General features: G+C 69.1%; 21 protein-coding genes and 1 tRNA gene. 19 read left to right on the top strand and 3 right to left on the bottom strand.

Annotated elements, in window-relative coordinates; translation table 11 throughout:
- Window positions 1-5: 5 nt before the first annotated feature.
- On the bottom strand, window positions 6-797 hold the full coding sequence (locus tag BLP38_RS05545; RefSeq protein WP_091354137.1) for an IclR family transcriptional regulator: 792 nt from the start codon (window positions 795-797) through the stop codon (window positions 6-8).
- Window positions 798-901: 104 nt separating this feature from the next.
- Here BLP38_RS05545 and BLP38_RS05540 point away from each other — a divergent pair, with 104 nt between their 5' ends.
- The 3 genes from BLP38_RS05540 to BLP38_RS05530 are packed head-to-tail and all read left to right on the top strand — an operon-like array spanning window position 902 to window position 3,505.
- A complete protein-coding gene (locus tag BLP38_RS05540; protein WP_091354133.1) occupies window positions 902-1,675 on the top strand; it encodes a CoA transferase subunit A in 774 nt (257 codons plus the stop codon).
- Between the two features lies 1 nt (window position 1,676).
- A complete protein-coding gene (locus BLP38_RS05535; RefSeq protein WP_172824661.1) occupies window positions 1,677-2,327 on the top strand; it encodes a 3-oxoacid CoA-transferase subunit B in 651 nt (216 codons plus the stop codon).
- Window positions 2,324-3,505 carry an acetyl-CoA C-acetyltransferase gene (locus tag BLP38_RS05530; RefSeq protein ID WP_091354130.1) on the top strand — a complete coding sequence of 394 codons (1,182 nt, stop codon included), beginning with the start codon at window positions 2,324-2,326 and terminating at the stop codon, window positions 3,503-3,505. The genes BLP38_RS05535 and BLP38_RS05530 overlap by 4 nt, the downstream gene beginning before the upstream one ends.
- A gap of 12 nt (window positions 3,506-3,517) precedes the next feature.
- On the opposite strand, the gene BLP38_RS05525 is transcribed toward BLP38_RS05530, so the two are convergent.
- Complete coding sequence (locus BLP38_RS05525; RefSeq protein ID WP_091354127.1) at window positions 3,518-3,772, bottom strand: hypothetical protein; 255 nt, start codon at window positions 3,770-3,772, stop codon at window positions 3,518-3,520.
- A gap of 73 nt (window positions 3,773-3,845) precedes the next feature.
- Here BLP38_RS05525 and BLP38_RS05520 point away from each other — a divergent pair, with 73 nt between their 5' ends.
- The 9 genes from BLP38_RS05520 to serA all read left to right on the top strand — a co-directional run bounded on the left by BLP38_RS05520 (window position 3,846) and on the right by serA (window position 13,822).
- Entirely contained in the window at window positions 3,846-5,258 is a 1,413-nt protein-coding gene (locus BLP38_RS05520; RefSeq protein WP_091354123.1) for an alpha,alpha-trehalose-phosphate synthase (UDP-forming), read from the top strand.
- Window positions 5,255-6,022 (top strand): trehalose-phosphatase, encoded by a 768-nt coding sequence (gene otsB, locus BLP38_RS05515; RefSeq protein ID WP_091354120.1) that lies wholly within the window; start codon window positions 5,255-5,257, stop codon window positions 6,020-6,022. Before BLP38_RS05520 ends, otsB begins: the two co-directional genes overlap by 4 nt.
- Before the next feature lie 9 nt (window positions 6,023-6,031).
- A complete protein-coding gene (gene ilvD, locus BLP38_RS05510; protein ID WP_091354116.1) occupies window positions 6,032-7,738 on the top strand; it encodes a dihydroxy-acid dehydratase in 1,707 nt (568 codons plus the stop codon).
- 41 nt (window positions 7,739-7,779) lie between these two features.
- Window positions 7,780-9,573 (top strand): acetolactate synthase large subunit, encoded by a 1,794-nt coding sequence (locus BLP38_RS05505; protein ID WP_091354113.1) that lies wholly within the window; start codon window positions 7,780-7,782, stop codon window positions 9,571-9,573.
- 2 nt (window positions 9,574-9,575) lie between these two features.
- Window positions 9,576-10,085 carry an acetolactate synthase small subunit gene (gene ilvN / locus BLP38_RS05500; protein ID WP_020097174.1) on the top strand — a complete coding sequence of 170 codons (510 nt, stop codon included), beginning with the start codon at window positions 9,576-9,578 and terminating at the stop codon, window positions 10,083-10,085.
- A gap of 45 nt (window positions 10,086-10,130) precedes the next feature.
- Entirely contained in the window at window positions 10,131-11,156 is a 1,026-nt protein-coding gene (gene ilvC / locus BLP38_RS05495) for a ketol-acid reductoisomerase (protein WP_091354109.1), read from the top strand.
- 107 nt (window positions 11,157-11,263) lie between these two features.
- Entirely contained in the window at window positions 11,264-11,746 is a 483-nt protein-coding gene (locus tag BLP38_RS05490) for a hypothetical protein (protein ID WP_091354106.1), read from the top strand.
- Between the two features lie 7 nt (window positions 11,747-11,753).
- A complete protein-coding gene (locus tag BLP38_RS05485) occupies window positions 11,754-12,095 on the top strand; it encodes a hypothetical protein (RefSeq protein ID WP_231916573.1) in 342 nt (113 codons plus the stop codon).
- A gap of 122 nt (window positions 12,096-12,217) precedes the next feature.
- Window positions 12,218-13,822: a phosphoglycerate dehydrogenase gene (serA, locus tag BLP38_RS05480; RefSeq protein ID WP_091354097.1), complete on the top strand. Its 1,605-nt coding sequence runs from the start codon at window positions 12,218-12,220 to the stop codon at window positions 13,820-13,822.
- Between the two features lie 39 nt (window positions 13,823-13,861).
- Here the strand turns inward: serA and BLP38_RS05475 are convergent, their stop codons facing one another.
- A complete protein-coding gene (locus BLP38_RS05475) occupies window positions 13,862-14,404 on the bottom strand; it encodes a TetR/AcrR family transcriptional regulator (protein ID WP_091354094.1) in 543 nt (180 codons plus the stop codon).
- A 65-nt stretch (window positions 14,405-14,469) separates the two neighbouring features.
- Here BLP38_RS05475 and BLP38_RS05470 point away from each other — a divergent pair, with 65 nt between their 5' ends.
- From BLP38_RS05470 to BLP38_RS05440, 7 genes are all read left to right on the top strand, one after another.
- Window positions 14,470-16,017: an MFS transporter gene (locus BLP38_RS05470; protein WP_091354091.1), complete on the top strand. Its 1,548-nt coding sequence runs from the start codon at window positions 14,470-14,472 to the stop codon at window positions 16,015-16,017.
- Window positions 16,018-16,051: 34 nt separating this feature from the next.
- A complete protein-coding gene (locus BLP38_RS05465; RefSeq protein ID WP_091354089.1) occupies window positions 16,052-17,104 on the top strand; it encodes a 3-isopropylmalate dehydrogenase in 1,053 nt (350 codons plus the stop codon).
- 49 nt (window positions 17,105-17,153) lie between these two features.
- Window positions 17,154-18,248, top strand: a complete 1,095-nt coding sequence (locus tag BLP38_RS05460) for a branched-chain amino acid aminotransferase (protein ID WP_091354084.1) — start codon at window positions 17,154-17,156, stop codon at window positions 18,246-18,248.
- A 3-nt stretch (window positions 18,249-18,251) separates the two neighbouring features.
- On the top strand, window positions 18,252-19,019 hold the full coding sequence (locus BLP38_RS05455; protein ID WP_091354081.1) for a fumarylacetoacetate hydrolase family protein: 768 nt from the start codon (window positions 18,252-18,254) through the stop codon (window positions 19,017-19,019).
- On the top strand, window positions 19,012-20,247 hold the full coding sequence (locus BLP38_RS05450) for an MFS transporter (protein WP_091354078.1): 1,236 nt from the start codon (window positions 19,012-19,014) through the stop codon (window positions 20,245-20,247). The genes BLP38_RS05455 and BLP38_RS05450 overlap by 8 nt, the downstream gene beginning before the upstream one ends.
- A 42-nt stretch (window positions 20,248-20,289) precedes the next feature.
- Window positions 20,290-21,804, top strand: coding sequence for a glutamate--tRNA ligase (gene gltX / locus BLP38_RS05445; RefSeq protein WP_091354075.1), 1,515 nt, complete (start codon window positions 20,290-20,292; stop codon window positions 21,802-21,804).
- Window positions 21,805-21,873: 69 nt separating this feature from the next.
- A tRNA-Gln gene (locus BLP38_RS05440) sits at window positions 21,874-21,945 on the top strand.
- Window positions 21,946-22,015 lie beyond the last annotated feature (70 nt).

Raw genomic sequence — 22,015 nt, 5'->3', positions numbered from 1 at the left:
CCGCGTCACATCCGTCTCGCGGACTGGACGCGCGTCGTCAGCTGGTGCGCGTGGGCGAGCAGCAGCCTGCCCAGTTCCGGCAGCCGGTCTGCGCCGAACCGGAACTCGACCCCGGTGAGGCTGAGGGCCCACGCCGGTCGTCCCGCGTGATCGAAGACGGCCGCGCCCAGCCCCCAGGACCCCGGCACGATGAGTCCGGGATTGACGGCGTACCCGCGGTCGCGTGTGTCGGCGACTCGCCGTGTGAGGGACGCCGCATCGTGGGCCTCACCCCATCGTGCGACGAGTTCGGGATGTCGGACGAGGTAGGCATCCACGTCCTCCTGGGGCAGGAAAGACAGGATGGCGAGTCCGGCGGACGCCACGCCGAGGGGGAATCGGACGCCCTCGCTGAGAACGAAGGACCGGATCGGGAACGAGCCCTCCTCGCGCACCAGGCACACGGTCTCGTCGCCTCTCCGGACGGACAGGAACGCGCTCTCCTCCGTCTTGACTGCGAGGGAGCGGACGATGTCGCCCGCGAGATGGGTGACGTCGTAGCGAGGGGCGGCCGCGGCGCCCATGAGGAACAGCTCCGGGCCTGCGAGCCAGCGCGCACTCCGTTCGTCCTGGTCGACGAGCCCCTCCGCGCGGAGGGCGGACAGGAGGCGGTGGGTGGTCGTGCGTGTAAGGCCGGCGTCGACGGCCAGCTCCCGCACACCCTTGCCCGTCGTCCCCGCCGCGCTCACGAGTCGCAGCAGGTGGACGGCGCGCGCGATCGCCTGCGCGCCGGGGACGGATGCCGCGGGTCGTTCCACAATGTGGACCCTAGGCGCCGGCTCGCCCACATGGCAATCATCCGTTCCCGCTCCGGCTCACCGACGGGGGAAGCTGGAGGGCGGACGACACGAAGGAGTGCGCAGTGATCGACAAGACGGTGGCAGGCGCGGCGGAGGCGGTCGCCGACATCCCGGACGGCGCGAGCATCGCCGTGGGCGGTTTCGGGCTCTCGGGCAATCCGATCGCCCTGATCGAGGCCCTGCTCGCGCAGGGCACAACGGACCTCTCGATCGTCTCCAACAACTGCGGGGTCGACGACTGGGGGTTGGGCATCCTTCTGCGTGCGCGCCGCATCCGGAAGATGACCTCGTCCTACGTCGGTGAGAACAAGGAGTTCGAGCGGCAGTTCCTCTCGGGTGAACTCGAACTCGAGCTGACGCCTCAAGGGACCCTCGCCGAGAAGTTGCGCGCCGGCGGCTCGGGTATCGCGGCGTTCTTCACGCAGACGGGCGTCGGGACGCAGGTCGCCGACGGCGGGTTGCCGCGGCGCTACGACGGCCGGGGCGGGGTGGCGCTGGCATCCCCGGCCAAGGACGTCCGGACGTTCGCGGTCGATGGCGTCGAGAAGGAGTACGTGCTCGAGGAGGCGATCACGACCGACTTCGCTTTCGTGCACGCGCTCCGCGGCGATCGGCACGGGAACCTCGTCTTCGCGAAGTCGGCCCGCAACTTCAACCCGTTGGCCGCGATGGCGGGTCGCGTCTGCATCGCGCAGGTCGAGGAGCTGATCGAGCCGGGCGGGATCGATCCGGATGCCGTCCACCTGCCCGGCGTCTTCGTGCATCGTGTGGTGGAGGTCGGGACCGAGATCGAGAAGCGCATCGAGCGACGTACGGTCGCTGCGGAGGGGGAGTGAGATGGCGCTGACCAGGGATCAGATGGCGGCACGGGCGGCCGCGGAGCTGCAGGACGGCTCCTACGTGAACCTGGGGATCGGGCTCCCGACTCTGGTTCCCAATCATGTGCCCGAAGGGGTCGTGGTCGTACTGCAGTCCGAGAACGGCATCCTGGGGGTCGGGCCCTACCCCCGAGAGGCCGACGTCGATCCCGACCTCATCAACGCGGGAAAGGAGACGGTGACGACGCTCCCGGGGGCTGCGTTCTTCGACTCCGCACTCAGCTTCGGGATGATCCGCGGGGGGAAGATCGACGCCGCGATCCTCGGCGCGATGCAGGTCTCGGCGACCGGCGACCTCGCGAACTGGATGATCCCCGGGAAGATGGTCAAGGGTCCGGGCGGGGCGATGGACCTGGTCCATGGCGCAGCCCGCGTGATCGTCCTGATGGAGCACGTCGCCCGGGACGGCTCTCCGAAGATCGTCGACGCGTGTTCCCTGCCGTTGACCGGCCGCGGCGTGGTCGACCGCATCATCACGGACCTCGCCGTGATCGACGTCACGGGCGACGGTCTGGTGCTGGTGGAGAGCGCCCCCGGCGTCAGCGTGCAGGATGTCCGCGACGCGACGGAGCCGGGCCTCATCGTGTCCGATGCGAAGGTGGAGTCATGAGCGAAGAGATCGTCATCGTCGGTGCGGCCCGCACCCCGCAGGGCAAGTTGAAGGGCGCGCTGTCGTCCTTCTCGGCGCCGGAGCTCGGGTCGTTCGCGATCCGCGGAGCCCTCGAACGCGGTGGGGTGGATCCCGCGGCGGTCGACGCGGTGATCATGGGACAGGTCCTGCCCGCCGGTTCGGGTCAGAATCCGGCGCGGCAGGCGGCTCTCGGGGCCGGCATCGGCTGGGGCGTCCCGGCATCCTCCGTCAACAAGGTCTGCCTGTCCGGTCTCACCGCGGTGATCGACGCCAAGCGCATGATCGCGTCGGGGGATGCCGCGGTCGTCGTCGCCGGCGGGATGGAGTCGATGTCCCGTGCCCCGCACCTTCTGACGGGTTCGCGCGACGGCTGGGCGTACGGCTCGATCGAGGTCCTCGACCACATGGCGCACGACGGACTCACGGACGCCGCCGAGGGGATCTCTATGGGGCTCTCGACCGAGCGGCGCAACCCGGGTCTCGGACTGACGAGGCGGGAGCAGGACTCCGTCGCGGCGCTCTCGCACCAGCGTGCGGCCGCCGCGGCCGAGGCGGGCGTGTTCGACGCGGAGATCGTGACGGTCGAGGTTCCCCAGCGCAAGGGTGAGCCGCGACGGATCACCGCCGACGAGGGCGTCCGCCCCGATACGACGGTGGAGAGCCTGGCGGGGCTGCGACCTGCGTTCTCACCCGACGGCGACATCACCGCGGGGAACGCCTCGCCGATCTCGGACGGCGCGGCCGCGGTCGTCGTGACGACGCGATCCCGCGCCGAGGCAGAAGGATGGACTGTCCTCGGGGTGATCGGCGCCGCAGGGCAGGTGGCGGGACCCGACAGCTCGCTGCACTCCCAGCCGGCCCGCGCAATCGCTCACGCCCTCGAGCGGCAGGGGCTGTCGGCATCCGACCTGGACGTCGTCGAGATCAACGAGGCCTTCGGCGCGGTCGTCGCCCAGTCGCAGCGGGAGCTCGGCGTCGACGAGGACATCGTGAACATCCACGGCGGCGGTATCGCGATCGGTCACCCGATCGGCGCCTCCGGTGCACGACTGGTCGTCCACGCGGTGCACGAACTCGTTCGTCGAGGGACGGGGATCGCTGCGGTCGGCCTGTGCGGCGGCGGCGGTCAGGGCGAAGCGCTCATCCTGACGCGCTGAATCCGCCGGACGTCAGCGGGAGAGGCGGCGCTTGAGCAGCTTCGTCTTCTCTCCGTCGCGCGGCGAGTCCATCGGGATGAGCTTGCCCCGGGATGCTCGACGTGTGTCGACGACCGAGCCGATCGCGAGCGCAAGGGTGATGCCCCAGCTCAGCCATGCGAGGGCGGTGCGCCACGTGAAGGGCTCCGGGCTGCGCGCGGAGCGCAGCAGCGTGACACCGCCGGTGAGGGCTGACAGCAGGCCGGTTCCGAACAGGTATTTGCGCATACCACCCACGGTACTGCGCCGGACGCATGCCGCGGCGGTTGTTAGCCTGAAGTCATCCATCGAGAGGAACACCGTGACTGTGGCTTCCGACTTCGTCGTCGTGTCCAACCGCCTTCCCGTCGACCGGACCGACGATGAGAACGAACCCTGGCGACGCTCTCCCGGTGGACTCGTCACCGCCCTCGATCCCGTGATGCGCAGCACCAACGGTGCCTGGGTCGGCTGGCCCGGCCAGCCGGGTGTCGAGCTCGACCCATTCGAGTTCGACGGCCTGCACCTGGTGCCCGTAACGCTCTCGGCCGACGACATGCAGCTCTACTACGAGGGCTTCTCGAACGACACGATCTGGCCGCTGTACCACGACGTCATCGCCGCTCCCACCTACCACCGCACCTGGTGGGACGCCTATGTCAAGGTCAACAAGAGGTTCGCCGAGGCGGCGTCGGAGCACGCCGCCGAGGGGGCGACCGTGTGGGTACACGACTACCAGCTCCAGCTCGTGCCGAAGCTCCTCCGCGAGCTCCGCCCCGACCTCACCATCGGCTATTTCCACCACATTCCGTTCCCCGCATACGGGCTGTATGCGCAGTTGCCGTGGCGCCGCCAGGTGCTCGAAGGACTGCTGGGCGCCGATGTCATCGGCTTCCAGCGGGTGGCGGATGCCGGCAACTTCGCGCGTGCCGTGCGCCGCCAGTTGGGATTCGACACCAAGGCGGGCGCCATCGCCGTCCCTACGGAGGACGGGGGAGTGCGCACGGCGGTGGCCCGCGCCTATCCGATCTCGATCGATGCCGCGGAGTACGAGGAGCTCGCGAAGCGGCCCGACATCCGGGCGCGCGCGGAGGAGATCCGCTCCAGCCTGGGAAACCCGAAGGCGATCCTCCTTGGCGTGGATCGCCTCGATTACACGAAGGGGATCCGTCACCGTCTGAAGGCGTACGGCGAACTGCTGGCCGACGGCCGACTGTCGGTACACGACGTGATCCTCGTCCAGGTCGCGAGCCCCAGCCGCGAGCGGGTGCAGACGTACATGGAGCTCCGTGACGAGATCGAACTGACCGTCGGTCGCATCAACGGGGACGCGGACGAGCTCGGCTACAGCGCCATCCAGTACCTGCACCACTCGTACCCTCGCGAGGAGATGGTCGCCCTCTTCCTCGCTGCCGACGTCATGCTCGTCACAGCCCTGCGCGACGGCATGAACCTGGTCGCGAAGGAATACGTCGCGAGCCGGGTCGACGGTGGCGGGACGCTCGTGCTGAGCGAGTTCACCGGCGCGGCGGACGAACTGACCCAGGCGATAAAGGTCAATCCGCACGATATCGCGGGACTGAAGGACGCGATCATGCAGGCGATCGAGATGCCCGAGAAGGAGAAGGACCGCCGCATGCGCGCGCTCCGTCGACGTGTGCGCGAGAACGACGTCGCGAAGTGGTCCGAACGGTTCCTCTCGGACCTGAGCGCCGCGCGCGAGGAGCGTTCATGAGCGACGTCCACGCCGTCGCGCGGACGAAGAAGCTGCTCGTCGCGCTGGACTTCGATGGCACGCTCTCGCCCCTCGTCGACGAGCCGATGAGCGCCCGCATGGCGCCGGCCGCACGTGCCGCCGTGGATGGCCTCGTCGCCGCGCCCGCGACGGTCGTCGCGTTCGTCTCCGGCCGCTCGCTCGGCGACCTCCGCATCATCGCGGAGCACAGCGACGATTCCCCGATCCTGCTCGCGGGATCGCACGGCGCGGAGTACCTCCTCCCCGGGGCGGACTCCAAGGCCGCACTGGATCCGGGCGACACCGATCTGCGCGACCGCCTGCGCACCCAGGCCGAGGAATCGGCCCGCGAGGTGCCGGGCGCATGGATCGAGCCGAAGACGTTCGGGTTCGGGGTGCACCTGCGCACCGTCTCGGATCCGTCCGCGGCCGAGCGACTGCGATCTGCGGTGGACGCGCTCGTGGCGGATGCCGCACCCCACTGGCGTCGCCGGCAGGGACACGGCATCGTCGAGTACGCCTTCACGGATGTGGGGAAGGATGCCGCCATCGCCCACCTCCGCGATGTCGTCGACGCCTCGGCGGTGATCTTCGCCGGAGACGACGTCACCGACGAGGACGCGCTCCGCTCACTCGGACCCGACGATCTCGGCATCCGGGTCGGAGCGGGGGAGACCGCGGCATCGGTCCGTGTGGGAGACATCGAAGAACTCGCCGCTTTGCTGTCGACTGTCGCACGCGAGCGCGTCGCCGCACAGCAATAGACTTCGAGAATGCCCTCTCCCGACGAGATCATCGACATCAAGCCCCGCAGCCGCGCGGTCACCGACGGCATCGAAGCCACCACCTCGCGCGGAATGCTCCGCGCGGTCGGCATGGGCGATGAGGACTGGGACAAGCCCCAGATCGGCATCGCCTCGAGCTGGAACGAGATCACACCCTGCAACCTGAGCCTCGACCGGCTCGCCCAGGGCGCGAAGGAGGGAGTGCACGCCGGTGGCGGCTACCCCCTTCAGTTCGGCACGATCTCGGTCTCGGACGGCATCTCCATGGGCCACGAGGGCATGCACTTCTCGCTCGTGAGCCGCGAGGTCATCGCCGACTCCGTCGAGACGGTCATGATGGCCGAGCGCCTCGACGGCTCGGTGCTGCTCGCCGGCTGCGACAAGTCGATCCCGGGCATGCTCATGGCCTCCGCCCGCCTCGACCTCTCGAGCGTCTTCCTCTACGCGGGCTCGATCGCGCCGGGCTGGGTCAAGCTCAGCGACGGCACCGAGAAGGACGTCACGATCATCGACTCCTTCGAGGCCGTGGGAGCGTGCCTCGCGGGCAAGATGAGCGAGGCGGACCTCAAGCGCATCGAATGCGCCATCGCCCCCGGTGAGGGCGCGTGCGGCGGCATGTACACGGCCAACACGATGGCGTCTGTCGCCGAGGCCCTGGGGCTCAGCCTCCCCGGCTCCGCGGCCCCGCCCTCCGCTGACCGTCGCCGCGACTACTTCGCGCACCGCTCCGGCGAGGCCGTCGTCAACCTCCTCCGCCAGGGCATCACGACTCGCGACATCCTCACGAAGGAGTCCTTCGAGAACGCGATCACGCTCGCGATGGCCCTCGGCGGCTCGACGAACGTCGTGCTGCACCTCCTCGCCATCGCCCGTGAGGCCGAGGTCGACCTGACGCTCCACGACTTCAACCGCATCGGCGACAAGGTCCCGCACGTGGCCGACATGAAGCCGTTCGGCACCTACGTCATGAACGACGTCGACCGACACGGCGGCATCCCGGTCATCATGAAGGCCATGCTCGACGAGGGCCTGCTCCACGGCGACGCGCTCACCGTCACGGGCAAGACGCTCGCTGAGAACCTCCGCGACCTCGACCCGGACCCGATCGACGGCACCGTCATCCACACGTTCGACGACCCGATCCACGCCACCGGCGGAATCACGATCCTCCACGGCTCGATGGCCCCCGAAGGCGCCGTCGTGAAGACCGCTGGGTTCGACGCCGCCGTCTTCGAAGGACCCGCCCGGGTGTTCGAGCGCGAGCGCGCCGCCATGGACGCGCTGGAGGAGGGACGCATCGCCGCCGGCGACGTCGTCGTCATCCGCTACGAGGGTCCCAAGGGCGGTCCCGGCATGCGCGAGATGCTCGCCGTGACGGCCGCCATCAAGGGCGCAGGCCTCGGAAAAGATGTACTACTGTTGACGGACGGACGATTCTCAGGCGGCACAACCGGCCTGTGCATCGGCCACATAGCACCCGAAGCGGTGGACGCTGGTCCCATCGCCTTCGTGCGCGATGGTGATCTGATACGGGTCGATATCGCGGCTCGTTCTCTCGACCTACTCGTCGACGAAGCTGAGCTGAACTCCCGCCGTGAGGGCTGGGAGCCCCTTCCCCCGCGCTATACCCGTGGCGTGTTGGCCAAGTACTCGAAGCTCGTGCGCTCCGCTGCGGAGGGCGCGACGACGGGCTAGGCCCCACACACTCGTCATCCATCACCACAGAGGTCTCTCTCATGTCTTCTGACACCGTCGCCGCCGTGCCCCGGCCACCGGCCGGAGGCTCGTCCACGCCAGTGCTCACCGGAGCTCAGGCCGTCGTCCGCTCGCTGGAGCTCCTCGGCGTCACCGACGTCTTCGGCCTCCCGGGCGGCGCCATCATCGAGGTCTACGACCCGCTGATGGACTCCACCGATCTGCGTCACATCCTGGTCCGTCACGAGCAGGGCGCCGGCCACGCGGCCGAGGGCTACGCCGCGGCATCCGGTCGCGTCGGCGTCGCGATCGCGACGTCCGGCCCCGGTGCCACCAACCTCGTCACCGCGATCGCGGACGCCTACATGGACTCGATGCCGATCGTCTGCATCACCGGGCAGGTGTACTCGACCCTCATGGGGACGGACGCCTTCCAGGAGGCCGACATCGTGGGCATCACGATGCCGATCACGAAGCACTCGTTCCTCGTGAAGGACCCGGCCGAGATCCCCGGTGCCATCGCGGCGGCGTTCGAGATCGCCTCCACGGGTCGCCCGGGCCCCGTCCTCGTCGACATCACGAAGGACGCCCAGCAGGCCAAGGCTCCCTTCGTCTGGCCGCCGAAGGTCGACCTCCCCGGCTACCGCCCGGTCACGAAGGCCCACGGCAAGCAGATTCAGGCAGCGGCTCAGCTGATCGCAGAAGCCAAGAAGCCGGTGCTGTACGTCGGCGGCGGCGTGGTCCGCGCCGGCGCGGCCGCGGAACTGCGGCGGTTCGCTGAAGCGACGGGTGCGCCCGTCGTCACGACCCTGATGGCGCGCGGCGCGTTCCCCGACTCCCACCCGCAGCAGCTCGGCATGCCGGGCATGCACGGCACGGTGCCGGCCGTCCTGGCGCTGCAGGAATCCGACCTGCTCATCGCGCTGGGTGCGCGCTTCGACGACCGGGTCACCGGCAAGGCGGCGCTGTTCGCCCCCGACGCCAAGGTCATCCACGTCGACATCGACCCCGCCGAGATCTCCAAGATCCGGACGGCGGACGTCCCGATCGTCGGTGACCTGAAGGACGTCCTGGTCGACCTCGACGCGGCGTTCGCGGGGGTGGACAAGCCCGACATCTCGGAGTGGTGGTCCTATCTCGAGGGCCTCCGCACCGAGTTCCCGCTGGGGTACGCGCCGACCACGGACGGTCTCATGTCGCCGCAGCATGTCATCCAGCGCATCGGCGAGCTGACCGGGCCCGAGGGCGTCTACGCCTCGGGCGTCGGGCAGCACCAGATGTGGGCGGCGCAGTTCATCGGATACGAGCGCCCCAACGCCTGGCTCAATTCCGGCGGCGCCGGGACGATGGGCTACGCGGTCCCTGCCGCGATGGGCGCCAAGGTCGCCGAGCCGGACCGGACGGTGTGGGCGATCGACGGTGACGGCTGCTTCCAGATGACAAATCAGGAGCTCGCCACCTGCGCGATCAACAACATCCCCATCAAGGTCGCGATCATCAACAACTCGTCGCTCGGCATGGTGCGGCAGTGGCAGACGCTCTTCTACGACGGGCGCCACTCCAACACCGATCTCAACACGGGCCACGACAGCATCCGCATCCCGGACTTCGTGAAGCTCGCCGAGGCGTACGGCTGCCTCGGCATCCGCGTCGAGAAGGCGGAGGACGTGGATGCCGCGATCCAGACCGCGCTCGAGACCAACGACCGTCCCGTCGTCATCGACTTCGTCGTGAGCGCCGACGCGATGGTGTGGCCGATGGTGCCGCAAGGCGTCAGCAACAGCTACATCCAGTACGCGCGCGAGCACGCGCCGGCGTTCGAGCAGGGGGACTGACGATGAGCAAGCACGTCCTGAGCCTCCTCGTCGAGGACAAGCCCGGTCTGCTGACCCGCGTCGCGGGCCTGTTCGCCCGCCGCGGATTCAACATCGACTCGCTCGCCGTGGGCGTCACCGAGGTCCCCGGGCTCTCCCGGATCACGGTGGTCGTCGACGTCGAGGAGCTGCCCCTCGAGCAGGTGACGAAGCAGCTGAACAAGCTCGTCAACGTCATCAAGATCGTCGAGCTCGACTACGCGACGTCGGTCCAGCGCGAGCACATGCTCGTCAAGGTCCGCGCCGACAACCAGACGCGCTCGAACGTCATCGAGGTCGTCAACCTCTTCCGCGCCTCGGTCGTGGACTACGCCACCGACGCACTCGTGGTGGAGGTCACCGGCGACCGCGGCAAGGTCGACGCCTTCCTCAAAGCCCTCGAGCCGTTCGGCGTGAAAGAGCTCGCGCAGTCCGGAATGGTCGCCATCGGCCGAGGCGGCAAGAGCATCACCGAGCGCGTCCTGCGCGGCTGACCCCACAACTTCTCTACCGACATCTACAAGGAGACACACACGAACATGGCTGAGATCCTCTACGACGCCGACGCCGACATCTCGCTCATCCAGGGCAAGAAGGTCGCCATCGTCGGGTACGGCTCGCAGGGCCACGCCCACGCCCAGAACCTCCGCGACTCCGGCGTCGAGGTCGTCATCGCCCTCAAGGACGGCTCGAAGTCCGCGCCGAAGGCGGAGGAGGACGGCTTCCAGGTGAAGTCCGTCGCGGATGCCGCCGAATGGGCCGACCTCATCATGATCCTCGCGCCGGACCAGCACCAGCGCGGCATCTTCAACGACGAGATCAAGCCGCACCTCGCCGCAGGCAAGACGCTCGCCTTCGCCCACGGCTTCAACGTGCGCTTCGGCTACATCGAGGTCCCCGACGACGTCGACGTCATCCTCGTCGCCCCGAAGGCCCCGGGCCACACGGTGCGTCGCGAGTTCGTCGCAGGCCGCGGCATCCCCGACATCATCGCCGTCGAGAAGGATGCGTCGGGTCACGCATGGGACGTCGCGCTCTCGTACGCGAAGGCGATCGGCGGCACCCGCGCCGGCGTCATCAAGACCACGTTCACCGAGGAGACCGAGACCGACCTGTTCGGCGAGCAGGCCGTCCTCTGCGGCGGTGTGTCGCAGCTCGTGCAGTACGGCTTCGAGACCCTGTCCGAGGCGGGCTACCAGCCCGAGATCGCCTACTTCGAGGTGCTCCACGAGCTGAAGCTCATCGTCGACCTCATGTGGGAGGGCGGCATCGCCAAGCAGCGCTGGTCGGTCTCCGACACGGCCGAGTACGGCGACTACGTCTCGGGCCCGCGCGTCATCGACCCGAGTGTCAAGGAGAACATGAAGGCCGTCCTCGGGGACATCCAGTCGGGTGCTTTCGCGAAGCGCTTCATCGACGACCAGGACAACGGCGCCGTGGAGTTCCAGGAGCTCCGGGCCAAGGCCGCCGCACACCCGATCGAGGCCGTCGGCAAGGACCTGCGCGCGCTCTTCGCGTGGAAGCAGCAGGACTTGGACTACACCGAGGGGTCGGCCGCGCGCTGACCTTCGGCATCCAGCCCTCGGCGCATCCGCCGGGATCGGCTTGACATGAGCCACGGAGGCCCGACCCTTACAAGGGGTCGGGCCTTCGGCGTCGGTAGACTCGGACCGTGGCTTCCGACCCCCGAGACGACGAGGACGCCTTCCGCTGGGAAGGCGACGATTCCCCGACGCGACCGCCGCGCCCCGAGCGCACCGATGCGGCTCTGCCGAGCGGCTGGCAGGCCGTGGGGAAGGGGAGCGGTGCGGCCGCCACCGAGCCGGCGCCGGCTGATGTGGTCGCAACGGTCGAGGCGGAGCCCCCGGCATCCCTCGGCAACGTCGCACTCGTCTCGCTCGGCTTGCTCGGCGGGATCTACCTGCTCTACACCGTGGGCTGGATCCTGGCGGCGTCCCGCCTGTCGGCAGCGACGTCGTTCTGGCTCGAGCCTGCCTCGGTCGTCCCGGCCTTGTTCGTGGCCGCTGCGGCCCCGGTGCTGTGGTTCGGGGGGACGTTCCTGTTGACCCGGTCCGCTGCAACGTGGATTCGGTTCGCCTGGCTGGTGGTCGGCGTCTTCCTCCTCGTTCCCTGGCCCTTCGTGATCGGACTGTGACGCCGTGATGACTTCGTCTTCTGCTGTCCGTCGCGGACCGTCCTGGGTCCCCGCTGCCATCGCGGGTGTCTTCGGACTCTTCTACGCCTACGCGGTGTGGACGGCGGTTGCCTTCCTCATCGCGCAGGCGAGCGGTGTCGAGGGACTGAACGGCGGCGGATGGGCGATTCTGCTGTTCTCGGTCGTCTTCCCGATCATCGTGTTCGTCGCAGCCGTGGTGCTCGGCCGTCGACGCCCGCTCCTCCAGCTCGCGGTCGTCCTCTTCGTCGGGCTGGGGCTCGTCGCCGTCTTCTGGCTGAACATCCTCACGTACGCGATCACCAACGGGAACTCCCTCATCGGGTCGTGATCGGCGTCACACGGTCGGGGCCGTCCGGTCGAATTCGCTAGGCTGGCCGTGCCGCGTACCGTCGTCGGTCCCAGCCCGGCCGGACTCGTGGCGATCCACACTCGCGTACCCGAAGGTCTGCCGTGCCCAAGCCTGTCGTCCTGATCGCCGAAGAACTCTCTCCCGCCACGATCGAGGCCCTGGGCCCCGATTTCGACGTCCGATCCGTGGACGGCGCCGACCGTGCCGCGCTCCTCCCTGCCCTCGCCGATGCGGACGCCGTCCTCATCCGCTCCGCCACGAAGATGGATGCCGAGGCGATCGCCGCAGCCCCGTCGCTCAAGGTCATCGCGCGCGCCGGGGTCGGTCTCGACAACGTCGACATCAAGGCCGCGACGAGCGCGGGCGTCATGGTCGTCAACGCGCCGACGTCGAACATCATCTCGGCCGCCGAACTCACCGTCGGTCACATCCTGAGCCTCGCCCGTCACATCCCGGCGGCGCACGCGTCGCTGGCGACCGGCGCGTGGAAGCGCTCGTCGTTCACGGGCACCGAGCTCTACGAGAAGACCGTCGGCATCATCGGCCTCGGTCGCATCGGCGCGCTCATCGCGGCGCGCCTGCAGGCCTTCGGGGTCTCCGTCGTCGCCTACGACCCCTACGTCACCCCCACGCGCGCGCAGCAGCTCGGAGTGCAGCTCCTGGGTCTCGACGAGTTGCTGAGCTCCAGCGACTTCGTCACGATCCACATGCCGAAGACCCCTGAGACGACCGGCATGATCGGCGCTGCGCAGTTCGAGATCATGAAGGACACCGCCTACGTCGTGAACGTCGCCCGCGGCGGCCTCATCGACGAGGCGGCGCTGCACACGGCGCTGACGACCGGCCAGATCGCCGGCGCCGGACTCGACGTGTTCACGAGCGAGCCGCCGAAGGAGGACGGCACGGCCTTCCCGCTGCTGTCCCTGCCGAACGTCATCGTCACGCCCCACCTGGGCGCGTCGACCGAAGAGGCCCAAGAGAAGGCGGGCGTGTCGGTCGCGAAGTCCGTCAAGCTCGCGCTCGAGGGCGACCTCGTTCCGGATGCCGTGAACGTCGCCGGTGGCGTCATCGACCCGTTCGTGCGTCCCGGCATCGCGCTCGTCGAGCAGCTGGGTCAGATCTTCACGGGGCTCGCCCCGAGCGCCCTCACGAGCCTCGACATCGAGGTGCGCGGCGAGCTCGCCGACTACGACGTCAGCGTCTACCGGCTGGCAGCGCTGAAGGGCATCTTCACGAACATCGTGAGCGAGAACGTGTCCTACGTGAATGCGCCGCTGTTCGCCGAGCAGCGCGGCATCGAGACGCGACTGATCGTCGAGTCCGAGAGCCCGCTCTACCGGAACATCACGATCCTCCGGGGGACGCTGTCGGACGGCACCGTCCTCACCGTCGAGGGGACCCTCGCCGGCACGCGCATGGTGCCGAAGGTCGTCGGCATCAACGGCTACGAGGTCGAGGTGCCGATCAACCGCTATCACGTGGTGATGCGGTACGCCGACCGGCCCGGCATCGTCGCGATCTACGGCCAGAAGCTCGGCGAAGCGGGCATCAACATCGCCGGGCTCCAGGTCGCGCGTCCCGACGCGAGCGGCCGCGCGCTGTCGGTCCTGACCGTCGATTCGCCGATCCCCGAGCCGATGCTCGACGAGCTCCGCGCCTCGGTCCAGGCCGACCTCTTCCGGCAGATCGAACTCACCGAGGTCTGACGCGCTGCGGCATCCTTCGCCCGGTCGGCGGGGGATGCCTCAGCGCGCTGCGCGCTCGACGAGCGCGATCAGTGCGTCGAGGTCGGCGCCTTGCGGGATGGGGCCGGGCACGCCCGTCGTCGCCAGTGCGCTGTTGAAGTAGAGCCCGTCGCTGACGAGCAGCACCAGCTGCAGAGCGCTCTCATCGCGCGTGTGCGGCCGGAGAGCGTCCTCCCATACCCGCCGCACGTCGCGGAGGGCGACGGATGCCGCGTCGTGCCCGGTCTGCGCCAGGCGGGAGGTCGCCACCATCGCGCGGTCCAGGGGAGTGTCGGACTGGACGGAGGTGCGGACGAAGGCGGAGACGATGCCGTCGGGGGAGCGGAGCATGTCCTCCACGTCCGCGTCGACGAGTCGTCGCATCCGCTCGATCAGGGCGGCTTCGAGCGCCTCCTTCGTGGCGTAGTGGTAGAGCAGTCCGCCCTTCGAGACGCCGGCCGCGGCGGCCACGGCATCCATCGTCGCGCCGCGTGCGCCCTCATCGATCAGGGCGGCTTCGAAGGCGTCGAGGACGCTCTCGCGCGCCCGAGGAGGTCTACTCATGTCTCCGATCCTCTCCCGTACGGCATCCGATTCTGTTACTATACCGGCTGGACGGTGTATAAATCATGACGTTGACAGAAGAGATCCGGGTGGCCGACGCCGCGGGAACGCGCCAGGGATGGCGGGGCTGGGCGGCGCTCGCGGTGCTCATGCTCCCGGTGCTCCTGGTGTCGGTGGACAACACGGTGCTGAGCTTCGCGCTACCCGAGATCGCGCGTGACCTGACCCCGACGAGCGCGCAGCAGCTGTGGATCATCGACGTGTACCCGCTCGTTCTGGCCGGACTGCTGGTGACGATGGGCTCGTTGGGAGACCGTCTCGGTCGCCGGCGGCTCCTGATGATCGGTGCCACCGGGTTCGCGGTCATCTCCGCGCTGGCGGCGTTCGCGCCCTCGGCGGAGCTCCTGATCGTCGCCCGCGCGGCGATGGGTTTCTTCGGGGCGATGCTCATGCCGTCGACGCTGTCGCTCCTGCGGAGCATCTTCACCGACCGGGACCAGCGGCGGCTCGCGATCGCGGTGTGGGCGTCGATGTTCTCGGCCGGTTCGGCCCTCGGCCCGATCGTCGGAGGTGTGCTCCTCGAGCACTTCGCGTGGGGTTCCGTGTTCCTCCTCGCCGTCCCGGTTCTCGTTCCGCTCCTGGTGCTGGCGCCGATCCTCGTCCCCGAGAGTCGCGATCCGAAGCCGGGCAGGATCGATCCGCTGAGTATCGTCCTCAGCATGGCGACGATGGTTCCGATCGTCTACGCGATCAAGGAGTTCGCGGTCCACGGTCCCGGCGTGCTGCCGGTCGTGCTCGTGCTCGCGGGTCTGGCCTTCGGGTGGATGTTCGTGCGCCGTCAGCTGCGCTCCGACGCCCCGATGCTCGACATGCGGCTCTTCCGGCAGGGGGCGTTCACGGGCGCGCTGCTGGTGAACCTCCTCAGCGTGGTCGCCCTCGTCGGGTTCTTGTACTTCGTGACGCAGCATCTTCAGCTGATCGTCGGCCTCAGCCCGCTGCAGGCCGGTCTCGCCCTCGTGCCCGGGCTCGTGCTGATGATCGTCTCCGGCCTCGCCGTCGTGCCGATCTCGCGCCGGGTATCTCCGCGAGTGGTCGTACCCGTCGCGTTGGCGCTCTCGGTCGCCGCGTATGTGATGATCGCCCTGTCGACGGATGCCGCGGCCCTCGGCACGCTCATCGCCGCCTTCGGGCTCCTCGGTCTCGGCATCGGCGCCGCGGAGACGGTGTCGAACGAACTGATCCTCGCGACCGCTCCGCCGACCAAGGCGGGTGCCGCGAGCGCGGTGTCCGAGACGGCATACGAGCTCGGCGCGGTCTTGGGCACGGCTGTGCTCGGCGGCATCCTGACCGCTCTCTACCGCTCCGGCATCCGCCTTCCCGAGGGGGTGCCCGCCGATGCTGCGGACGCCGCCCGCGAAACACTGGGCGGCGCGGTGACGGTGGCGGAGGGGCTGCCGGCGGGGCTCGGCCAGCGCGTGCTGGATGCCGCGGCATCCGCCTTCGACTCCGGTGTCGGCGTGACGTCGATCATCGGCGCGGTCCTCGTCGTCTGCGCAGCCGTCATCGCGGCCACTACGCTGAAGGGAACCCGCACTCCGCGCGTCGACCACTGACGACACGCGAGTCCCCCCGACAACGAGGAGAGCGATGTCGCGCGTCGTGAAGCTGGCCGTCATCCCCGGAGACGGCATCGGCCCCGAGGTCGTCGCAGAAGCCGAGAAGGTTCTGGACGCGGTCACCGAAGGCACGGAGGTGACGTTCGAGAGGACCCGCTTCTCCCTCGGCGCCGCACGCTTCCTCGAGACCGGTGACACTCTCACCGACGATGACCTCGCAGCCATCGCGTCCCACGAGGCGATCCTGCTCGGCGCCGTCGGCGGGATGCCGGGGGACCCTCGCCTGAAGGACGCGAACATCGAGCGGGGCCTGCTGTTGAAGCTGCGCTTCGCCCTGGACCACTACGTCAACCTCCGCCCGTCCGTGCTCTACCCGGGCGCCTCCGGGCCGCTCGCGAACCCCGGGGACATCGACTTCGTCGTCGTCCGTGAGGGCACTGAGGGTCCCTACGTCGGCAACGGCGGCTCCATCCGCACGGGGACCCCGCACGAGATCGCGAACGAGACGTCGGTCAACACGGCGTTCGGCATCGAACGGGTCGTTCGGTTCGCCTTCGCGCAGGCCGAGAGGCGTCGCAACAAGCTCACCCTCGTCCACAAGACGAACGTCCTCGTCCACGCCGGGGGAATGTGGAAGCGGATCGTCGACGAGGTGGCGCAGGAGCACCCCGACGTCGCCGTAGACTACCTGCACGTCGATGCGGCGACGATCTTCCTGGTCACGAACCCGGGCCGCTTCGATGTGATCGTCACCGACAACCTCTTCGGCGACATCCTGACCGACTTGGCCGGCGCCGTCACCGGAGGCATCGGCCTCGCCGCTTCGGGGAACATCAACCCCGACGGCGCGTTCCCGTCGATGTTCGAGCCCGTGCACGGTTCCGCGCCCGACATCGCCGGACAGCAGATCGCCGATCCCACCGCCGCGATCCTCTCCGTCGCCCTCCTGCTCGAGCACCTCGGGTTGAGTGACGAGGCGCAGCGCGTCACCCGCGCTGCGCGAGAGGACATCGAGGCGCGGGACGGCTCCGCCCGTACGACCGCGCAGGTCGGCGACGCCATCACCGCACGCCTCCGGGCGTAATCTGACTGGATGCGCGCCGCGCAGACGCCGCGCGAGGAACAGGAATGACATGACCCTCACCGACTCGACCGCAGCCCCCCTCACCTTCTCGGTGACGAAGAACCTGGCCGCGGTCTCGCCGTCCGCCCGCGAGGAGATCCTCGCGAACCCCGGGTTCGGCACGAACTTCACCGACCACATGGTCGACATCTGCTGGTCGGTCAAGGGCGGGTGGCATCGTCCGCGCGTCTCGCCGTACGGCCCCATCTCGCTCTCGCCCGCCGCAGCCGTGCTGCACTACGGCCAGGAAATCTTCGAGGGCATCAAGGCGTACCGCCACGCCGACGGCTCGATCCACACGTTCCGTCCTGAGGAGAACGCGGCGCGCCTGCAGCGGTCGGCTCGTCGGATGGCGCTTCCGGAGCTCCCCGAGGAGTACTTCCTGCAGTCGCTCCGCGAGCTCATCGCCGTCGACGGCGCGTGGGTTCCCTCCGGCGAGGACCAGAGTCTCTATCTGCGCCCCTTCATGTTCGCGAAGGAGGCCTTCCTCGGCGTCCGCCCTGCGGAGAAGGTCGCGTACTACTTGATCGCGAGCCCCGCCGGCGCCTACTTCAAGGGGGGCGTGAACCCCGTGAAGATCTGGCTGAGCGAGGACTACGCGCGGGCCGGCAAGGGCGGCACAGGAGCAGCGAAGACCGGCGGCAACTACGCCGCGAGTCTTCTGCCGCAGTCCGAGGCCTACGAGAAGGGCTGCGACCAGGTCGTCTTCCTCGACGAGGACGGCAACGTCGAGGAGCTGGGCGGCATGAACGTCGTCTTCGTGATGAAGGACGGCACGCTCGTGACCCCCGAGTCCGAGTCGATCCTCGCCGGGATCACCCGCAACTCGATCCTGCAGCTGGCGGAGGACCGCGGGCATCGGGTCGAACGCCGCCCCGTCTCGCTCGCCGACTGGCGTGAGGGCGTCGCGTCGGGCGACATCGTCGAGGTGTTCGCCTGCGGCACCGCCGCAGTCGTCACCCCGATCGGCGCGCTGAAGGCGTCTGGCTTCGAAGACGTCCAGCCCACGGGCAGCCTCGCGCTCGAGCTCCGTCAGCACCTCACCGACATCCAGTACGGTCGCGCCGAAGACGTGCACGGCTGGCTGACCCGGCTGGACGGCTGAGCCGTGCGCATCGTCCGCTACCGCCGCAACGAGGCCATCCGCTACGGGATCATCGACGAGAAGGAGGTCGTCGAGCTCGCCGGCGACCCGATGTTCGCCGGTTTCGAGACGACGGGGGAGCGCATTCCGCTCGCCGAGATCACCCTCCTCGCCCCGTCCATTCCGCGCTCCAAGGTGGTCTGCGTCGGCAAGAACTACCGGGACCACGCCGCGGAGATGGGCGGCGAGGCCCCCGGCGAACCGCTGCTGTTCCTGAAGCCGAACACGTCCGTCATCGGTCCCGACGACGCCGTCGTCCGCCCGCCGCAGTCCGAGCGCACGGACTACGAGGGCGAGCTCGCCGTGGTCATCGGACGTGTCGCCAAGAACGTCAGCGTCGAGAAAGCGCTCGACTACGTCTTCGGGTACACGATCGGCAACGACATCACGGCCCGCGATCTGCAGCGCTCCGACGGACAGTGGTCCCGTGCCAAGGGATTCGACACGTTCTGCCCCCTGGGTCCGATCATCGAGACCGAATTCGACCCGGAGGGCGGGGCGCGGATCGTGTCCCGCGTCAACGGCGAGGTGCGTCAGGACGGCCCCATCTCCGACATGGTCCATTCCGTGCCGGAGATCATCGCCTACGCGTCCGCGGCCTTCACGCTTCTGCCGGGCGACGTGATCCTGACGGGCACGCCCGCAGGGATCGGTGAATTCCACGCCGGCGATGTGCTCGAAGTCGAGATCACGGGTCTCGGCATCCTGCGCAACACGGCGCGGAATGCCTGACGGGGGAGACCTCACCCTCTCGGCGGCCGACGTCGCCCGCATCCAGCGGCGGACGGTCGGCGTCCTCGCTGCCGGGCAGGTCCTCGGCGGCGTCGCCTTCGGCTCGACGGTCTCGCTGGGGGCGCTGCTCGCGGCCGACCTGTCGGGCGAGGAGTCGTTGTCGGGGTTCGCGACGGCGTCCGTCACCCTCGGAGCCGCGCTCTGCGCGATCCCCCTCGCCCGACTCGCGTCGGCGCAGGGGCGCCGTCGCGCGCTGACCCTCGGGAACCTGCTGGCCCTCGTCGGGATCGCCGTGGTGATCACGTCGGCCGCCCTGCGGCTGTTCCCGCTCCTGCTCGTCGGTGTCATCCTCATCGGCGCCGGCAATGCGGGCAACCTGCAGTCGCGGTTCGCCGCGACCGATCTCTCGGGGCAGGGGCGTCGCGGACGGGACCTCGGCACCGTGGTGTGGGCGACGACCGTGGGCGGGGTCGTGGGGCCCCTGATGCTGACACCGGGTGAAACTGTCGGCCAGTGGCTCGGGATGCCGCCGCTCACCGGCTCGTACGCTTTCTCGATCGTCGCGCAGACGCTCGCCCTGATCCTGTACCTCGTCGCCCTCCGGCCGGACCCGTTGAAGGTCGCGCAGCAGCTCGCGCGAACGAGGGACATCGGGGCGCAGCGAATCGTCGAGGTCGACCGTCCCATCGTCGCGAGATACGCGGTGTTCGCCGTGGCGGGGTCGCACGTGACGATGGCGTCCGTCATGGCGATGACGCCGGTGCATCTGTCCCACCTCGACCCCCGGAACGTCACGACGATCGTGGGCGTCACCATCGCGTTGCACGTGTTCGGCATGTATGGTCTCTCGCCGGTGTTCGGCATCCTGGCCGATCGGTGGGGGAGGCTGCAGACGATCCTGCTCGGGCAGGCGATCCTCGCCGCCTCGCTCGTCACGGCGGCGATCGCGCCGAACTCGCCGACAGCCGTGCTCATCGCGCTCCTGCTGCTCGGGCTCGGGTGGAGCGCCGCGACCGTGGGCGGTGCGGCGCTGCTGACCGAGGCGACGCCGACCGAGCTCCGACCGCGCCGGCAGGGACGCAGCGACACGGCGATGACGCTGTCGGCGGCCATCGGCTCCGTGCTGGCCGGCGGCATCCTCAGTCTCATCGGGTACGGGGGGCTCGCGCTCGTCGCGCTCGCGGTCGTCATCGCGATCACGGTCCTCTCGCCCTACGCCCGCCGCTGAGCTCGCGGGAGGGCACGGGCCGCGGCCGTAGACTTGACGGCGATGTCCACTGCACCGCACCCCCTCACCACGACCGCTTCCGGCTCGGACGTCCGCGTCCGCTTCTGCCCCTCGCCGACCGGCCTCCCGCACGTCGGCATGGTCCGCACCGCCCTGTTCAACTGGGCGTATGCGCGGCACACAGGCGGCAAGATGATCTTCCGCGTCGAGGACACCGACGCGGCGCGCGACAGCGAGGAGAGCTACCGTCAGCTCGTCGACGCGCTCACGTGGCTCGAGATCGACTGGGACGAGGGCGTGGAGAAGGGCGGACCGCACGAGCCGTACCGACAGTCTCAGCGCCACGACATCTACCGTGAGGTGCTCGACAAGCTGATAGCCAGCGGAGCGGTCTACGAGTCCTACTCGACGGCCGAGGAGATCGACGCTCGGAACGTCGCGGCGGGCCGCGCGAAGCAGCTCGGCTATGACAACTACGACCGAACCCTCACCAACGAACAGAAGGCCGCCTTCCGCGCCGAGGGGCGCGAGCCCGCGTGGCGCCTGCGTGTGCCCGACGAGGACGTCACCTACGTCGATCTCATCCGCGGCGAGGTCACCTTCCCCGCCGGGTCCTTCCCCGACTTCGTGGTCGTCCGCGCCGGCGGCATCCCGCTCTACACGTTCACCAACCCCGTCGACGACGCGCTCATGGGTATCACCCACGTCCTCCGCGGCGAGGACCTGATGCCGTCGACGGCGCGCCAGCTCGCGCTCTACGGTGCGCTGATCGACGCAGGGGTGACCGACTTCGTGCCGCGCTTCGCGCACATGCCGCTCGTGCTGGGCGAGGAGGGCACCAAGAAGCTCTCCAAGCGCGATCCGAAGGCCGACCTCTTCCTGCAGCGCGAGAAGGGCTTCATCCACGAGGGTCTGCTGAACTACCTGTCGCTCCTCGGCTGGTCCATCGCCGCCGACCGCGACGTCTTCACGCGTCAGGAGCTGATCGAGGCGTTCGACATCGTGAACGTCAACCCCAACCCGGCCCGCTTCGATCAGAAGAAGGCCGAGTCCATCAACGGGGACCACATCCGGATGCTGGAGCCGGGCGACTTCGCGTCGCGTCTGGTGCCCTACCTCGTCGGCGCCGGCGTGGTCAGCACGCCTCCCACCGACGTGCAGCGCGAGATGCTTGCGAAGGCCGCACCGCTCGTCCAGGAGCGCATGCAGATGCTCGGTGAGGCGCCGGGCCTGCTCGGCTTCCTCTTCCGCGACGTCGAGACCTACGACGAGGATGCTCTCAAGGGGCTGCCCGCGAACGCCGCCGAGGTCCTGGCCGCGTCCATCGACGCACTCGAGGGGGTGCAGGCCGACGCTTTCCGCGCCGAAACCATCCAGGCGGCCCTCGCGGGCTCACTCATCGACGGACTGGGCCTGAAGCCCCGCGTCGCCTACGGGCCCGCCCGCGTCGCGCTCAGCGGCCGTCGCGTTTCGCCGCCGCTCTTCGAGTCGATGGAGCTCCTGGGCAAGGACGTGTCGATCGCGCGTCTCGAGAAGCTGCGGGCGACACGCGGCTGATGCCTCGGTTTGGCCGGGACCGCGGCGTGGGCTAAGCTTGACCCTCGGAACGGTTCCGGCCGGATCCAGTGGGGTATGGTGTAATTGGCAACACGGCGGTTTCTGGTTCCGTTGTTCTTGGTTCGAGTCCAGGTACCCCAGCAAGATGAAAAACCCCCGCTCCGGCGGGGGTTTTTGCTTTTCAGCAAGAGCTGTCGCGGCTCGCCGCGCA

Source organism: Microbacterium sp. LKL04 (assembly GCF_900102005.1).
In the GTDB taxonomy this organism is placed as follows: Bacteria; Actinomycetota; Actinomycetes; order Actinomycetales; family Microbacteriaceae; genus Microbacterium.
The sequence above is the reverse complement of the archived record's forward strand: the minus strand, read 5'-3'. Positions and strand labels throughout refer to the sequence as shown.